Source organism: Morganella psychrotolerans (assembly GCF_001676055.1).
Taxonomy (GTDB): Bacteria; Pseudomonadota; Gammaproteobacteria; order Enterobacterales; family Enterobacteriaceae; genus Morganella; species Morganella psychrotolerans_B.
Genome location: NZ_LZEX01000014.1, coordinates 1 through 18,081, shown reverse-complemented (window position 1 = coordinate 18,081; position 18,081 = coordinate 1). Strand labels below are relative to the sequence as shown.

Here is an 18,081-nt window from a genome sequence, read left to right as displayed (position 1 = left end):
TTCTAATCAAATTTGGCGGCATTCCCCAGAATTTTTTTTGCGATCGCGAGTGTTCGAAGGTAGGAGGAAATAGCTCGGAGAGATGATCTTGAAGAGAATGAACCAATGAAACCATCACCTAGTGGACGTACAAAATACCCAAGATCCCCTTGATATGGAGCATCCGGGTATATCGTAGCATTCATACTCCATTCAAACGCCATTTGCCGAACAAAAGGAAAACGATAATGCTCTTCCAGTCTTTCCATTGTTGTTCGGAATATTCTCGGAACATCAACACCTTGTATTCCGTTAAAGTCATCAGGCACATCAAAATCACTTGGAAACAACTTAAGATCTGAGTCATCTTGAGGACATTGTCCAACGAGGACTTCCAACAACATATCTGAAAGAAGTGAAGATTTAGGAACATTTTTAATCAAGTTCTCAATAGGTGAGTAATCATGTTCAAGTTGAGCCATCCAAAAAATGCACAGAATCTCTACCACTTCCGCTTCAAGCTTACACGAGCACAATCGCTCAATCAGCAAACGCTCAGTTTCCGATTTAGTCGTTAAATTTCCAAGATATGATGACAACTCTTGCATAGTCCACCAACGAGTAGACGCACATGGCCACCCCAAACGAGCAACAAGTAGACTCAGAGTATCCATTACTCCTCCAAACTCGTGGTTAAACTCAGATTAAGCCCCCAGCGTGGCTGCTTTAGTGGTAATGTACGAGTGTCATCGATAACAGAATCAACCATAGTTTTGGCAAAATTAATACCTTCCTCTATGCGGCCTTGTTTTACGTAGAAATAGACCATCGCATCATTCGGAGCAATCCGGTTCTCTTCAGGCTCCGAGAACATGGCATAAGTTGTTTCAGACACAAACTTATCACCGTGTTCTGGGTAAAACTTGATAATCAAGTTGAGCCTATTAAGCGTGTTTTTTTCTCCTTCGAACCAAAACCAACCGCCGTTCATAATTTGAGCACGAACAAGGTATTTCCACGCCGATTTTTTGCCACTTAATCTACGCCTAGTATGAAAAGCTGACTCATAGAGATACGAGAGTTCCGAATGTCTTTCTTTCTCATGTAGAAGTTTCTTATCGATAACATCTAACAACCTTCGTCCTTGGCCATTTTTATCCCAATAATCATACCAATCTTGTACAAATTTCTGTCGTTGTTCATAACTACCCGAAAAACTGTCTAATAAACTGTCAAACTGTTCTGGCTCAAAAGTAGTCGGATCTCCCTCGTAAGTACCACTTTCTGAAATCCCGCTGGAGTATTCTTCTCGACATAATAAACCGATATCCCAACCACTATGATTATCTAAAGTAGAAAGAAGCTCTGCAGCGTAAGCACATCCCTCCAGTGCTTGTTCCTCCAATAATTGATGTATTTCTGCATGTAAACCTGTACGCATCAACGAATCTAAAGGCCACCCATCTTTAACTCCTTGAGCTACATATGCTCTTAAACTATTCTCTGCTTCTGACCACTGTCCCATATCAGTATGTTCATTAAACTTGACAATCAAAGCAGCAGGGTTCAATTTGGCTAGCAGTTCATCAGTGGCTTCTAAAATATGCCTAGTGCCTTTTCCATCTGTATAGTTCAATACGTTATGAATCTGAGGAGATATCTGGCTGAGAAGCTGCAGCGCCTCTTTTGGTGCCGACTCAACCAAATAACCAATAGCACTTACGGTATTGCTCAATGTAGGATCTTTTCGATGACTATAACCTGTTGTCAGTTCCCACGTTTGTATGCACAGTTCACGAGCTTGTGAAATTAAATTGTGCTTTACGGCGATAGAACAAAGCTGAAGTGGCATCATAAGATGAACGCTTGTTTCTTCTTGAACCTCTGCCTGCCACAATGAATACTGTGACTGAATAAATACAGAAGCAGCTTCATTCGTCATTTTAACAAGAGAATTTTCTGAATACTGTTCTCTGAAAGATACCTCATCGAACCATTTGCACTCGATTGCTTTTCGAATACTTTCTTCAGATAAAAGCACGCTATCTGTATCGTTCAATAAAATACTAACAAGGTGAATATCGCAAGCTACACGATGTAATGAACGTCTAAAATCTTCAGTAGCAGATTTCTGTTGATGGTTTTGCCTAAAAGTATGTAATTCAATAGGCTCGAACATCTCGTAAAGTTGATGAAATTGGACAGAGTCCCCACGTAACCAATAGTGAGCGACTTTAGAAGCAATACCGGCAAGAGTATTTAGTAAGTCAGTAATATTCTCTCTATCGTTAAATAAAGGTGCTGGCACATATTCAAACTTTGTCTGTCCCTCAAGGGCCATCGACATTTCCAAATGTACGGAACTAAAGAACCAATGATGTATAAGTGTCGCTAGGTCTTCTTTTTGAGCGTAGTAATCTCCATCCTGCCATTTGATTGGAATTGATACATTCAGTGGCGAACAAGAACGGGTGGTTATATCTTCAACACATGCAACCAATGGTGTAAGAAGGAGAGAATGAAAATCATCTCTTGCAGTAATGCATACGCCAGCAAATGCTGAAGCACGAATACATGCATCACTCAGTAGTTTTTTATTCTCAAAATTAACTGTGACATTAGTGACGGCCATTAATTCATCAAGATTCTCATCTTCGATAAGCAATTGAACGCGAGGAAGCCATATTGCTGAAGGATTTTCGTTAACTAAATAAGTAAGGCTATCGGTCGTCTCACCTAAAGCATTCAATTGAGCTAATGCACTGAATATAAAATGATACTCATCAGAACCTGACGAAGAACTATATCTGTTTGTAAATCGACTTATTCCGTGTAGTCGCCTAAACAGTTCTTCACCGCATTTTTCGGCGTCAAATATCTCTCCACGAGCACGAAGAGCCAGCCCTAGAGCTGCAAGTTCTAGAATGTCAGCTTCATGCCTAGTAGCAAATGTCTCACGAATAACACTGTCTTCAGTAGTTAATGTCCATGTAAACGACATTAGTCGCGCCTTATCATCAGATTGCATTTGGAATTCGCTTCCACCGACCATACGGTCTTTGAGGTGTGCGAGTCGATAAGCATCTGCGAATTTAGCCGTATTCAAAGCTGCCATTAGAGAGTCTGATAATAGAGTATCGAACAATAACTCTGAATATCCTTCTTTTAGACGTTGCATTATCCAGTCTCGAGTAAGGCCTGAGATAAGGTTACTTGGGTTACCTAGCCTTGCCTGAACTGTCCACAGCCAATTTACACGCAGTGAATTTGGAGCGCCATAGTCCAACCAATTAGCAACAAAAGGCATTAGTTTTTGAATGTAATCCTCGTAGTTTTCTGTTGCTCGTACGAACACGGCTAAGCTTTCATGGAAAACTTTGAAACCGGCACTTGAAGCATAAAGCAGGTGTTCTACATTCCCAACATCAGGAACGGCCGCCCGACGTTTTTCAGCTATCTCCACAAAGGCTGTTTTTGGCCAGAAAAAAGGGAAAGCACAAACTAGTCGCAAAACATCCTTTAAGCTTTCAGATAAGCTCCCCCATAACGAACCATAATAAAAACTGACGTCTTTCGTTAAATCTCCCTTTAACTGTTCAACATCCCAAGAGGCATTATGTGCCAACTCTGCAGCAGCATAGATCACATGAAGTGGATGCCCCTTAGTTCTCTGACAAAGAGCTGACGCGGCTTCTTGCAAATGCTCGTTGACTATTTTCTGGTTCTCAGAAGTCGTTGAGAGCTTGCCCTCTTGTAGCATTTTATGTAGATACCCAAATACGGAGTTTTCTGACATCGCTGGTAAGGTATACCAACTAGACTTAGGTGCAGATATTAATAAATCTGTTGGCAATTGAGCGTCGTCCACCGGTTGTGTTCCGATGAGCAGAATCATATTGTCTGGACAAGGAATAATCTGGGAGAAGAGATCATCAAGTGGTTGTTTATCTTTTGCATTAGTACGCCAGACATGATCAAGTCCATCGAGTATGACAACAAAAGGTTTATTGCTCTTTTTATAGTGAGAAGCACATGCTTCGAGTAAAGCGCGCAACCCTCTAGAAGGTATTGTGACTTCGCTATGAAACTGCTCAATTTGAGCTTTAATGGACTCCTCAACAATATAGCTATTTATTCGATCACGACCACGTTCAGTCGTCGATAGATAATAGTGATGCCTTACCATCGGAACATTTTCGTCAGTCAATTCTTCAAACAAATAACTTAAATAAGTACTCTTACCTCGGCCAGGAGGTCCCGACAAAACAATCGTTTTACCAACAGAGTTTATGACTGTTGACACAAATCTTTGATGGAAAATCTCGTCCGGAACTTGGTATCCGTTGGGTACAATAAAGTCTTCTGGAAGTGGCGCCACAGGAGATGCTCGCAAGATAGTGCGGATTTCTGGAAGTGTTATCCACCCATCTGGATTGGGGCAGTTTTTTTTTGTTGCCCAGTTAATTGCTACGTTTTTAAGAGTTGCAATTCCTTCAGAACTTCCATGAGCTTTTAGACTCGCATCAATTTGATATTCCAGTGTCTCGTAACCTTTATCACTATGGCGAATAGATAACTGGTTAAAAAATGCTTCACAAGATGCAACACTACCAAGCTCAGAAATTACTCTGGAACGATTGGGTTCATGAATCTTTGAAAAGCATATTTTCCCGTTTACAAGGCAGCCTTCAATTTCAGCGTCAGGACGACGGTTGGTTATTAACGAAATATCGCCGATACGGTCAGGTTCGAGTTTGTTGTACGCATCAAACCACTTTTTAATCATCGATCTCGAACGAGCTGTCTTACCTGACTTATCTAGCAACCAGTCCCAGCAAAGAAGGTGTTTGTCAGAATCAGGTGTAAACTTAACTTGTTGAAGATCTAGAAATCCATCAGTTCGTTCAATGACGATATCGTCCAGTCCTTGTGGCGCTTCTTTTTCAACATCACATTCAAACTTCACTCGATTATAACGTGAAGGTGCATCAAGCCAATCACATAAAACCTTAAGCCCCTGCCTTGTTTGATAAATGTAGCCAGCTGCTGTTATAGCAGAATTTTTTATGTTTTCAGACATTCATACACCATTACGTAGTCAATTTAGAATTAAGCCAACTGTCAAGCATATTTACTGCAACAAACTCAGTTTGAATTGGATAAGGAGGGATAACCATCCAATAGTACACGTCCCTACTTACATATAGCTCAATATGTTGATACACATTTCCTGCCGGCTCTGGCCAATTCAGAAGCTCTAATAATCTTAAGAAATTATCCTCGACAAACTTTCGTCGCCGAACAATTCGGCTTATCTGTCCATTCTTATCATTTTCTGATTTTCCAAAAATTTTATCTCTGAGTCTTCTCGAATCTTTGACGGTGTATGGTGGTTGGTTGTACTTACACTCTACTGTTATTAATAGATTCTTCTCCGGCCAGTATGCAAAGGCATCAAAATCACCAACATCTTCGAATCGTTCACTGCGAAATTTCCTGAAAAAATCAATGCCGCTTTCAACATAAGTTGTATACCTAAGAAATATTTCTTTAGTCCGGACTTCAAGCTGCTTTTCAATACCTTGCTTAATATTTCTAATGATTTTTTCGACGTGAGGCCAATTAAAATCTGCAGGTAAATAACCATCCCTTACTGCCGACATCCAAATATTAAGAGCACGACTAGCTGTTTCTGCTCCCCAAATTAGTTCTGTTCCATTCATTACCAATGGACGAATTGCATATCGATGAATTCGCTTATTGTGCTCCCAGTAAGGAACATCAGGCTCTTCAACATGCCGACCGGCCAACCGGCGAATACTCTTGCCACATAGAGTAAGAAACGAGACAATTTTCTCAGCTTCTTGGTATTCCAGCTCTTCTATATTTTCGTTCAAGACTTGAATTATTCGACTTTTAGATGAGATATAAGAAAGAGCAAGAGAATCACCAAAACCGTATCTTTGTGCTTGAGATAAGATAACCAAAGTGGTGAGCATATTGGATAAACTAAATCCCAAATCAGTCATAAATGCTTCTTTTAGGTCTACTGAAGACAATAGCGCCTCAGACGCGCCCTCAACAACATCGTTGTCTTTTGCTCCTAACCCCAATCGAGACTCAGCCTCTATCTGAGCAAATTTCTTGTCTTGTTGTTCCCGGTCGACCGAATAAAACACTTCAGGAAGATATGAGTCGTCTATCTCAATTCCACCAACATCTATATCATTGTGCAAGATATCGCTAGCACCAGCGAGCACCATAAACCAATCAACTAAGCTTACAAGTTCTCGCAGTATATCCCCAGACACTTGTCCCGCTCCAGAGGTCTCTGAACTAACGGTTTTTTCAAGCAAATATCTATAATGACGAGCTATTCCACCGAATTCTTTACGTGCCTCTTCAATAACTTCTGAACGATCATATTCAACCTCATGTTCAAGGCTCTGCTGAACTCGCATAATTCTTGTTTTCTCTGCGATTAGGCAAGCATCATGTTGCTCAATAAATCCTTTTATAAGTTGATGTTTATCCAAAGATTCGATCCGACTCTCAATGAAAAGGCGTAACTGAGTCACTGCAGGATCGATTTTAGCTTTTGCATCCGCTAGCTCATAGCGACCAGGCTTCAGTTCAAGTGTATTAATTTCCGTCGCCAATCTCTTACGGGCAATTTTGTAGTTCTTCGGTAACGGGATAATTGGGTCGACATAATCAGGAACGTCAACATGGCGAGTGACGACCTTAAGATGATAGCGAGCTCTTTCAGAGGCTAGTTCTGCCAACTTATTACTAATATCAGGCATATCTAGACCACAAGACGCATGACATTCCTTTAATGTTTCTATAAGGCTCCTGACTTCAAATGAGCCATCTTTAGCGTCTTGAAGTCCGGCTAACACAGCCCTTGTATCAACCTTTACATGGAACAGATTTTCGCAGTTGGCTTCTTGTTGAGTAGAAACAACAATATGGTCAAAATATTGCCCTACTTTAGGGGCTTGAACCTCGTTCACTGAGCAATTTGGAGCTAACTCGCATAAAAGCAGGATATAGTTTTGTTTAAACAACCCAAGTTCAGGGATTAAATGATTAACACGGTACAAGCAATCAGCCAAAATTTGAGCAAACATGTCTAGCATACGACCATCGTCAAAATTCAGTTCTTGAGTAATCTCGACGCATGTCTGCACCGTACAATTGTTAATAACCGTAGAGTAGGCAACTAGTTTTTTGTTTCGTGATTGAAGAGTAACGACTCCCGTTGTGCTTTCTGCCAATTTCCATAAAGAAGAACCATCTGGGAAATATTTTGGAGCAAGAGACCAAAAGTCAGAGAGAGTTTTAAAACGCCAAGAAGTTCCCCATGATGAATCCAGCCATATCATGTCAGGTGATGTGGCTCCATCGACAAGCACACCGTGAGTGTCTTTAAAAGATCCAAATAAATCTGCGGCGCCAGAAGATAGAGGGCTAAGCCTGTTACGATTTGCATCCACGAACTGCCAATACTGATCCAATTCGTTTGGCTCATCTAAACTATCGAAGATAGTTACGAAGTCAGTCAAAGGCAATAAACGTGTTGGCTTTTGAGGCGCATCAATAAACCCCAAGGCTGTATTATCTTGAGTCAGCACTATGATTATTTGGATTTCATCAGCATTTGGGCCGTTTTCCCCGTCTTTTGACAACATAAAACCGCTGCCATTTGCCAAACGAAATTTCAGTGTAGCTCCTTGTTTTACCCTCGTGTATGTATTTTGGGCTGCCTTTTCGACTTGTTGATATTCAGTGTGGTTACACATACAAACGAAGTACGATGTTGACGAAGTTGGAAAAATACAACTAATAGGAAGATTTTCTTCTGCAATGTTGCCTACATAAAGAGTAATAGGCCCAGAAAGTGTTCTCGGAAACCGATCACATACATATTTAGCAAGCTGTCTATGAGAATGGGTATTTGGAGTAACACTGTCCTTTTTTGCCCAGAAATCAATGACAACACTCGGTCCACTTCTGATAGATAAAGGTATTAAAACATCATCAATTTCTATTGCAACATAAGGTAAAGCTTCCCCCTGCATCACCTCTTCACCAAAAGTGCTACCGGTCAGCGGTGAGTTAAAACCACCTACTCGTGTCACCAGTCCTTCTGCTAAATTTCTACTCCATGTAGTAGAAGCTATCTGTTTTATTGATGCTACACATTGAAGCCAAAATTCCTCGGTAGGAATTTCCACCTGAGCGCGTGCAGCTGCCTCTGCGCTATAACTTACGCAATCTATAGATTCGATTATTCGCGCTTGCAAAGATAAGCAAATATCCATATTCGTAGAAGCTATAGGGTCATCTAAATAAGTGATTCGAAATGCTTCTATAAAGTCGGGAGTGCGTTCAATACAACTACCATAGAACATTGGAACAAACGTGTTTTCTAGTTTGACTTTGACTTGGCCCCAATCAGCCTCAGGGCAGTAGTCTTCAAGCATTGGAAACTCTGGCCAAATTTGATAGAGCCTCTTAAGAAATGCTTCAAAATCTTGATAGTTGGCAATTGATCTTTTGGGTAGGTTATCAATTGGAAGTTCTAACAGAACACGCCATGCAAAAATATGCTTTACTGGGCTACCTAAGTTTGACGGCCATAGCTCAGAAACATTTAAAGCGAGAGCTATATCAATGGAATTGTACTGAAGAAGAAAAGCTCTTGTTGCATCTAGAGACTTATTAAATTCTGTAGATCTACCTGACAAATTTTTTTTTGACTTATAGAAGAGAGGATTATTTTTTTGTATCTCTCCTATTAACGAATGCGCTTCTTTTTGTTTAAGCCTTCGCTCTCGCTTCTCTCTAGATTTCTTCCCCATACAATCAGTTCCTTAGTTACGCCTCTGTTAATCAGAGCAAATATCAGATCTTTACGATACTATTTAAAAATAAATTTACAGCGACAGAAAGCTTCTCTGTCAAAATGCATACTAAACAAAGCACATAATTGACTATTTGAGAACGTAGATCAATTTATGGCACATGAAGTGCGCCTGTAGTCTTTAGCGTGTTGGAGCAACCTGTCAACTCAGGTACTGACGTGATTTAAGAACTGACAAATTTGATCCCAATTAATTCAACTAAAGTTTTTCTGCAACCCTTCCCGCCCAATCTAAAATTGATTCTGTAGGAATCCCTGTTGGGTGTCCTTCTACTGATTTAGGATGAGAAATACCAATATGCTTTTTGAATCCAAACATGGCATCCATCTCTTGTGTTGGCCATCCCAGGGACTTCGACACTACACCTCTTTTGATCCGAGAAAACTGTTCTTTCCAGTTACGAGTATCAATCTTCCGCACACATTTAGTAGAGATCCATTTACTCAGCCCTGTGACATCAATTTCAAGCAAGTAATTAACATGACCATTTAGCTCCACAACAACACAGCGAATGGTTCTTTTCGTGCCCGAATCAATCAAATGACACTTACTACGTCCCACCTGATCTAATTCGTGAGTGTAAGAGTCGATTATTGTACAGGCGTATTTTTCCTCTAGCATTTGTACCATCATGTTAAAAGCCGTAAAGCGTGAGGCGTACTCTTCTGAATGGTCAGTGGAATCTTGCATACAGCCCCCCATATCAGCAGAAGGTATCTCACCATTACTTCCAGGCTCATTAGTACTGACTGTATCTCCGGCTTTATTGGGGGATTCTTGACTACTATCGGGTCTATGGCCTCTTTTAGGCGCTGTTGATTTCGAGGTTGAAAAACGATTCTTAAATCTTATCGAGCAGGTATTCTCACCTAACAAGAATGCCTGATTCGCATCAGAAGCTTCTCTATCATCATCAACAGTATGATCTTCAGGTCGTTCATATGGCTTTGGACCTTGACCACCAACAGTTGGCTCAGCGCTTTCATCTGGGTGTGTAAAAGACGGATGATTGAAGTAGACTCTAGAGGGCATTTCGGCATTAATTTCTATGTCGGTGATCTTTTCTACTAAAAAGTATTCGCCACTTGTGTCCAAGCTCCCTTCATATGCCAGAGACCATCCTGTCATTTGTGGGGGATCGAAATGAAATAACCAACGCTGATATCCTGACGACACATCCAAATGATTCTCTGTACTAAAGTATTTAAAAATAGATTCAAATGAGCGCTTTGCATTTCTATCAATAAGTAACCAGCTCAACATTGCTCTTGTAGCAGAATCATTGAACGCCGACGGTGGAAAATTGGATGTTTGTAGAACTTCAATATTGGCATAGTCCGCCTTGGCGTTAACTTCTACTTTAAAGTCGGTTAGTAAGCGGGAAGACATCAATGATGCTCGTGATAAGTAAGAGCTAGCGTAGAACAAAACCCTCGCCAATTCAAGCTGAGGAATAATCAGTTTGGGAGCATTGCCCCTATTATCTAATACAAATGCATTTTGCTCCGACTCTTTCTTTCTCAAAGATTCTGCTGAACCTGAATCTGGAAATTCACTTAACGTACTTTTCCTAAGGTATTCACCATCTTTAAATGTATGACGCCCTCGTTTAAGGTAGCTTTCTGATAGTTCTCTTTGGTTTATTATTTTACCTCGGTATAAAGCTGGCACGTTTGAAAATGCCGTCGCATAAAAGCCATTTTTTTGCTGAGGAGGGTAGCACCACACTTCGATTGAAGGTCGGTAAGATGTGTCACTTGTTCTTACCAACACATTTCCAATATGAACTATACGAACATCATCATCACACTTGTAAAACCTAGCTCCCATCAGTACATCCTTATTTTAATTTTGATCCCGAAACAGCCCAATCAAGAAGGCTGTCTACAATCGGCAATATTCGTTCTTTTGAGAGACTCGCAGATCTCATCAGTTGCCAGCGATTCATTCCTTCACCTGTCTGTTTTGTTTTGATTACAGTAGTGGCAAGCCGACGAGCTTGGAACTCAAAAATACTTTCTTGATATCGATTCAAAGTACAGGACAACAAAGGCAATAAATTCAATTTTTTACTCACTGTTCCGTAATCCTCTAGCTGCTTCAGCAAAAAATTTTGGGATCTTCGGGGGCCTTCAATGACAGAATCTAATCGTTCAATAACACTCAGGAGCTGCTTGGTTAAGACACGATCTCGTGATCTCCAGTCAACTTTCTTCTTTCTCACAACTAGTTGCGAGTGATTTACTCGATTGAACGCCAATAACCAGTTCCTGTCATTTCGGTATAGCCAAGCATACAGAGCACCGCCACCTGAAAACGAGCGTGCTGTCTTTATCGGCATTGTGCTTATAAGGATCTTCCATCTCTTCCGCTTTTCTTCGCACAATTTCGCCCCCACCTGAACATAGCTTTTAGGGGCAATTACACTAGTTTTCTCTTTTGTTTTAACTTCTTTAATGATTTCACTAACACTCATACCTGGAATGAAAGCTGACCACACGGTTAAATGCTGCAAGTAACTAAAAGCTTTACGGTGACAACGAAATATTGTGCGTAACCAATTAGTATCTCTTCCAAGATCGATGGCTAATTGAGAAATGGCGACCTTGTTTGTAACTAAATCCGCAATCTTCTCGTGATCTACTTGTTTCCTGCCTTTTCCACAGCCAAAATCGTGCGCTAAATGATTGTAGAAAAGGCTCCACTGATGCTTGGTTGGGGATTGCTGGTTGGGCAAGAGCAATAGCTCTTGAGCTTTTTTAGCTAAATAGAATCATTGTTCTGTCTTTCTGTTATCGTTGTATTGAGCAGAACGAGATTGAGTTCGGCTACACGCGTGAAATGTATGCCTATTATCATGGTAGGAGAGACTTGATTGGTTTAATGGCCCATGCTCGGGGCAGTAGGGTAAGGATGGAAGATACCACAATCTAGACCAATAGCTTTCTCCATATTTTTTCTCTTGCTCTGCAATACATATCGGACAAATACGGAATATATCTGACGTTTTAACAATGGAGGCAGAAGCGCCAAGCATAAGATGTACAGCGCCCTTGGAGCAATTTGCCATTCTACCCATAGCTCGAACTCTGATACTTTCATCAATAAAGGGGGCGTAAACAGGAAACATTGTATGGTCATAAATTAGCTGTTGAACATCAAACCTCCCTGTACCAATCAACTGACTAGATATCGCTGCCAAATGACTAGGCAAATCAATTGTTGCAATCACTTTCCGGTCACCAAACACTTCATCGAGTAATTGTTTAGAGCTGATAATGGCACAGCGAATGCCACTGAGCCTGTTTAATTGAGGATGCTCTTGTTCCTTTATTTGGTTTAGTCTCATTTTTAGGCATTATTTGCTCTGGATTAGTTAATTGCTCGTGCACCAGTGGCAATAACTTTATCCACGTCAAATCAGGGTTTTGATCAAACAGTGTCCGTATTACAGGTGCCAAATGCGCTGAATCAAAGTCATCTTTCAAAGCCATATAGACACGCCGTTCTTCCTCTGTTCGTAATTGTTGATACGCTAGCTCTTCTGGCGTTTGTTGAGTAGATGCTGCAACGCGTTGTTGCAGTTCTAGTAATCTCTTGTCGGTATCACTTAATTTGAGGTCTGAGAACTTAATGATTTCTTCTACATCACCAGAGCGTAGAGCTGCAAGCATTGGGTGGACTGGCCTTAATTCATCTTCATATACCTGTTGCATTAACTTTGGAGTAATTCTTTCCACTTTTGTCGTAATGGCCCGCAACTGACACAATACGAATAACTTCACAACAATATCGAGAACGCCTTGGCTCAGTTCATACCATAGAGAGCGAATATCATCTGATAACACTTCATCCCGCTTTTGAAGCCATTGCAGTGACCATAACTTATCAGTTAAAGCCTTCCACTCTCTCCCTTCTTCCATCGGATCCCAAAAAATAGCACCAAGACCAGAGCCTCGTCTCGCAGATCTCATATCAGCTTCAAAAATCTCTCTCGCTCTTGGTGTTCCAACTAAAATTACGGGAAGTCCGATGGTATTTACCAACGTAACGAAAAAGTTAAGCATTTTTTCGGAACCACCTGAGCGAGAACGACTAAGGTGTTGTATTTCATCAATAATAAGCACGCCGACAGCATGAGCATTTGCCACTTGTGCCATTGCTGCTAAAAGAGTTTCAATGCTCGGTCTTTTACTCATTGAGTATTGTTTTTCGTAGTTTGATGTTCCTAGCGCGCGGTCCATAGCACGGAAAAAATTCAAACAGATTTCTTTCAAGGATCCATCATGAGAGCAGTCAATTTTTAGATATACAACTTGCTCAAGATTTCTATCAGGGTGGTAAATAACTTGTGGATATAACGATAAAAGTTGTTTAATTGCAGTTGTTTTTCCATTGCCGCTACAACCTATCAACGTCATACTTTGCGCAGTTGAGCTAACATCTGTAAATTTTATCGCCTTTAAATCACCAGATATCACTCGTTCGTAACCATTTTGAATATGCCTAGCCCAATCACCGGTTTCTGGGTTTCTTCCTACGTAACCACCTCGTATCATCAATGAAAGTCGTTCATGTAGCTGAATGTGCTGACTTAATGGCTGAAAAAAATCATCAATTACTCGACATATACTATGCGCTCTCTCAACACCATTTAAATGAATATCTTCACGCGTACACCGTAGTGAGCCTTTGAGAGCACTTAAATCTTCAATAAAACTATTAAGAGGTGGGAGGGCTTCTATCAGTGGATTACCTTGATAGGCAGGTAACTTTTCTTTTTTATAGGCCGCGACAACACGATGGCTTTGAATGTTCTTCATCAATTATCATCCTCATCAAATAGTTCAGGTATGAAATCGGGAAGTTGATAGTTTTCTTCTTCGCCTTTTAACGGTATAACTGCTGCGACTTCATTTTGTTTGGGCCGATTTGGTTTTATGGCTAATTCTTTTCTTTCTTGCTCACGTAATTGCCGCTTATTAGCTTTAATCTCATTTATCTTTTGAACATTACTCGATGTACTGGTTTTACGATTCTCTTTAGCCTTTTTCAGTTTCTTTTCAAGAAGATCATCAAAATTCCTTTCTACTGGTGAAAACTGGTATTTTGCCTCAGCTAAAGTTTGCTTTTGAGCTGCTTGCCTTTCCCACACTTGATACCAAGTAAGATCTCGGAACTCTCGACTTCTCGTAGAAATATCACAAATCCAGAACGTATTTTTTCCTTCTTCTGGAAAAAGATAGATATGATTAACAGAGCCAAGATCATAGGCTGCAAATAGTTTCTTAGGTCTAGAAACTTTCGAAGAACGGTGCATCCAACCTGTCTGAATAATTTCTTTTCCGGTGTAAGTTACTCCCCACAGCTTTACACCTAACTCAGATACAGATACCTTTTGGCGCGGTAACAACAATACTTTTGCAATTTCAGTATCTACAGTTCGTAAACGTCCAGTACGGTGCTGAAGACCCCATCGCCAAAGCTCAATAGGAATAGACGGAAGACTCGAAGGCATATCAGGAGCGCGATCATATTTTTCTAACGGTTTATTCAAGTTATGAGCAAGTATCGAATAAAGCATAATTTCGACAAAATCAGTCCTTGCTACAGCAGCTTCAACTCTATAATCTTTTTCACCGTGCTTTTTAACCTTGTTCCCAGAGACTACGCCGGGCATATAAGGTTTAAACTTTGCCTGCAACGTTCCAAATGATCTCTCAACAATACCTTTCGCATCTCCTCTTCGAGGAGGGGCACTTTCAAGTCTAACGCCAATAGCATCCACTAAGTAATTAGCTTGGTGGCTCATTAATTCGCCACGGTCTGCGAGTAACACGTCTGGTATACCGATACACGGCCATTGCTCATCTGTAATCTCGATACCATACCCTTTGCAAGCTTCGACTTTGCTACTAAAGCTGGATATTAGTGCTTTCATAGATACAGGAAATGAAGGGTTATCGAAGCCAATATAGAACCCAGCAACCATGCGGCTAAAAACATCAATAACCATATAGATTGTTGGTCTACCGATAACCTTGTCGGGATCGTTATCATCTACCAAGTATATATCTGCGATGGTGGCATCGATTTCATACCGACTACCAGGACCTAAAGCTTGCTCTGTTGCCGTTCCATGAAGTGGTCGAACATCTTTGTTGTAATTGCCTTGAGGTGTCTGAACAGTTAACTGAGTAGCCTGGTTATACTCAGTTTTGTAAAAGTATTGAAACTGACGAAGTGTTGGAATCTCATGCTCTTCCGCGTTCGGATTTTTTTAATTTGTACGCTTTACCAAACTTGTTGTACGCGTAGCGAATTGAATATCCCTTATCGTTCATCAAATACTTATCGCAGATGATTCGGAATTGCTTTCTGATGTTTTCTGTTACTGGCTCCCCACTACCAATACCGTACATCCTCGGTCTGCCAGCTTTACTAGTTGTGAAATTTCTTCTCTTTCCAGCAGCTCCTGAGTTTTTGTAGTCAGGCAAAAGTGCATTTTTTATCTGTCCTCGCTGCCAGTAGCGTCTAACTAAACGGTATATGGTTGATTTACCTTTGTCTGAATTAGTAATCGCGTGATTCAATCTTCTTGCACGAATTCTCTTGTCAAACGCACCTTCGCCTTCAACAATAGGCTTGATCAATTCATAGTTACGTTGGCTTTCCTGATAAACACTAGACTCTTTAGCCCAAGACTCGCCTTGAAGATAAGAATAGGGATCAGGGATTTTTTCTATACGTCCCTCATCAACCCAGTTGTTACATTCATCGAAATATATTTTTTCAGGTAAACCTTTATTTTCATCAATACCAATCCAATAGAAGTAACTTGTTTCAGTAAAAAGTACACGGTAGGGCTTACCATCAAACGCTAGAGTTTCGTTAACTTGCCACATTATGACGATCCCCGAACAAAGATACTTTTCTAAACACAATATCCATCGCTTTTAAGCTATGGAATGGTAAGCGAATATCAAACGTAACAAGTCTTGCGGCACACATTAAACGTATATCATAAAGTGACTGACCAAGTTCCTGCTGGTATGCCCGGTCAAACGCCTTACATAGATCAACTAATTTTCTTTCTGGATGTTGAACAAAATAAGCACTGATATGCTCGAAAGTTAGCAAAAGATCATCCGTTATTACTTCGTCAAAGAATCCTTTAACCCCATATAGCCACTCAATATTCGACACGATGACGCTATCTATCTCTTTCTCTGTTACAAGAAACCATGGGATTTTTTTGAGCAACCAATATCGTCGTTCAATTTCAAGTTTTTCTACCGTTCTTGGGTCTTTTAAGTCTTTTGTATACTTAGCTTGAATAGCAAACTTGGGCTGAATTTTGGAAGATGAGTTGACCAAAAAATCTGAGGACATGACAAGATTCACTCCACCTTGCGAAGGATGCCAAAGCTGACCTTCCTTGGAAATATTTAGAGTGTCATCCCTATTGAGAGGAAATTGCTCTCGAATGTCAGTTATGGCAGCACTATGGTCGAGAAGAAGAAAAACGGCGAATTCGAGGTCTGATAGTACATGATGAATACGACCAGTTAGGTGAGAGTAGATTCGCTGAGAACGACCTGTTGAAGGAACCTCATTAACATACAACCACGGTTTATAACGAGAAAGCCTTCCGGCCCCCCGACCTTCTTTAATCCGTTTGACGATTTGCTTTTCAGTTAAAACGTACTTTGATTTTGCCATAACAAAAACCCGGTCAACTTTTAATCAGTTTAACCGGGTTTTAAAAGTTTTCAACTTTAATGTTACAGTTTCATACTTTATTGTTTAGTTCTAATCTTTATTGTTATGCATCCCTGAAAGTGTAACATCTGTCTTAATGGTTAATATCTACGGTTGCAAGGATGAACTGAACTAAAGCATAGTTCTTATAGAGGTAGTGCTTTCTGTGCTGATTGAAATCTAAAAGAGACGATGTTGCCAAACTCATTTCTGCCCCAAACTGCGTTAGCCAGTAACCTTGAAACTGCTATAATGATTATCCCTTTCCATATATTTTCTAATGCTAACTGTTTTACCAATTCTGCATAGTTTGAAATTAGAACAATTAGGTTTTGAGTTAGAAAGCTACGTACGTATGAATCTGAAATATGGCTCCGGTTTCGGTTAGTTTTAGATACTGAGGAAATTCACAGTTCTTCACCATGAGTTGGCTTTAGTGAACTATACGGATTATTTCCGCATTTTATGCTGAGTGAGTATGAGATAAATCTTACTTTATGAATAAATTTAGTTGTTTAGCTTGCTGTTACAAAAAGTGACTGGGAAGATAGACGGAAAGAATATACGGATTTTTTCCGTCTATTAAATTGTTAGCAGTCCATAGGTGGATTTAACCAAGGAGAGATAATGAAAAGTATAATTGTTCTTTTAGCATTTTTTGTAGTATCTGGCTGCACAACAGTGAGTTATAACGGTGCTGATACTTTTGTTAAAGAAGTTGATTACCCAGAAGTCGGAAAAGTAATTACGATCTATGTCGGTGACCATATGGTTCAGAAAGGAACGATTGCGGAAGAAAATGTTTTGGTTGTGCACAATATGATTGATGGTGCTTTGTATGACATACCACCAAATAAATATCCTCAAATTGGTTTTGACCAAAAACAAGATTTTTATTCGGCTGTGGGTGTAGTTCGAGGTGGCATATCTGATCCCGTTCAAGCGTTGGCACTGAAGAAACAGGAAGGAGCTGAACTTTGCGTTATAACTGTTTTTGGTGGTAGTGCATGCTACCAGGGTGAGTATGAGCGAAAGAAGCAACTTTCTGAAAGAGGTAATAGCTTTCAGCAAACACTAATATACAGCGGCAGAGTTGGTGATAAAATCAACGTAGGTTATCGTGAGTTCAGTAATAATACTGCACGACCAGCTTTTAACAATGATGTTGAGTATGATTTATCATCTTCAAATACAATAGGTTACAAGGGTGCTGTAATTGAAGTGATAAAAGCAGATAACAGCAGTATTACCTACAAACTGATTCGTAATTTTCCATAAAACTGCTAATCGGGTAGCCGGAGGTATCTAGCCTCCAGCCCCCACACCACCCTGCATGCGGCTCCGCACAGGGCGGTTCATTTAGAACTCCTAACTCACTTTTTGGTTAGGATAATGAACTGCGATCCATCCA

The 18,081-nt window shown here is 40.4% G+C and carries 11 protein-coding genes; 1 reads left to right on the top strand and 10 read right to left on the bottom strand.

Going from position 1 to position 18,081, the window contains the following annotated elements; translation table 11 throughout:
* Window positions 1-2: 2 nt before the first annotated feature.
* The 10 genes from AYY17_RS22315 to AYY17_RS10770 all read right to left on the bottom strand — a co-directional run bounded on the left by AYY17_RS22315 (window position 3) and on the right by AYY17_RS10770 (window position 16,631).
* Complete coding sequence (locus AYY17_RS22315; RefSeq protein ID WP_235845363.1) at window positions 3-653, bottom strand: hypothetical protein; 651 nt, start codon at window positions 651-653, stop codon at window positions 3-5.
* On the bottom strand, window positions 653-5,059 hold the full coding sequence (locus AYY17_RS10800) for an NACHT domain-containing protein (protein WP_067423683.1): 4,407 nt from the start codon (window positions 5,057-5,059) through the stop codon (window positions 653-655). The genes AYY17_RS22315 and AYY17_RS10800 overlap by 1 nt, the downstream gene beginning before the upstream one ends.
* Window positions 5,060-5,069: 10 nt before the next feature.
* Window positions 5,070-8,846 carry a hypothetical protein gene (locus tag AYY17_RS10795; RefSeq protein WP_067423681.1) on the bottom strand — a complete coding sequence of 1,259 codons (3,777 nt, stop codon included), beginning with the start codon at window positions 8,844-8,846 and terminating at the stop codon, window positions 5,070-5,072.
* A 261-nt stretch (window positions 8,847-9,107) separates the two neighbouring features.
* Complete coding sequence (locus AYY17_RS10790) at window positions 9,108-10,739, bottom strand: Tn7-like element transposition protein TnsE (protein WP_067423677.1); 1,632 nt, start codon at window positions 10,737-10,739, stop codon at window positions 9,108-9,110.
* Between the two features lie 10 nt (window positions 10,740-10,749).
* Complete coding sequence (locus AYY17_RS21895) at window positions 10,750-11,646, bottom strand: TnsD family Tn7-like transposition protein (RefSeq protein WP_202906410.1); 897 nt, start codon at window positions 11,644-11,646, stop codon at window positions 10,750-10,752.
* A 36-nt stretch (window positions 11,647-11,682) separates the two neighbouring features.
* Entirely contained in the window at window positions 11,683-12,258 is a 576-nt protein-coding gene (locus AYY17_RS22740; protein ID WP_202906409.1) for a TniQ family protein, read from the bottom strand.
* Window positions 12,176-13,732 carry an ATP-binding protein gene (locus AYY17_RS10780; protein ID WP_082981371.1) on the bottom strand — a complete coding sequence of 519 codons (1,557 nt, stop codon included), beginning with the start codon at window positions 13,730-13,732 and terminating at the stop codon, window positions 12,176-12,178. Before AYY17_RS10780 ends, AYY17_RS22740 begins: the two co-directional genes overlap by 83 nt.
* On the bottom strand, window positions 13,732-14,976 hold the full coding sequence (locus AYY17_RS10775) for a hypothetical protein (protein WP_235845362.1): 1,245 nt from the start codon (window positions 14,974-14,976) through the stop codon (window positions 13,732-13,734). Before AYY17_RS10775 ends, AYY17_RS10780 begins: the two co-directional genes overlap by 1 nt.
* Window positions 14,977-15,163: 187 nt before the next feature.
* A complete protein-coding gene (locus tag AYY17_RS21885; protein WP_202906408.1) occupies window positions 15,164-15,814 on the bottom strand; it encodes a hypothetical protein in 651 nt (216 codons plus the stop codon).
* Window positions 15,801-16,631, bottom strand: a complete 831-nt coding sequence (locus tag AYY17_RS10770) for a heteromeric transposase endonuclease subunit TnsA (RefSeq protein WP_067423674.1) — start codon at window positions 16,629-16,631, stop codon at window positions 15,801-15,803. The genes AYY17_RS21885 and AYY17_RS10770 overlap by 14 nt, the downstream gene beginning before the upstream one ends.
* 666 nt (window positions 16,632-17,297) lie before the next feature.
* On the opposite strand from AYY17_RS10770, the gene AYY17_RS10765 reads away from it, so the two are divergent.
* Window positions 17,298-17,948 carry a hypothetical protein gene (locus AYY17_RS10765; RefSeq protein ID WP_067423671.1) on the top strand — a complete coding sequence of 217 codons (651 nt, stop codon included), beginning with the start codon at window positions 17,298-17,300 and terminating at the stop codon, window positions 17,946-17,948.
* Window positions 17,949-18,081 lie beyond the last annotated feature (133 nt).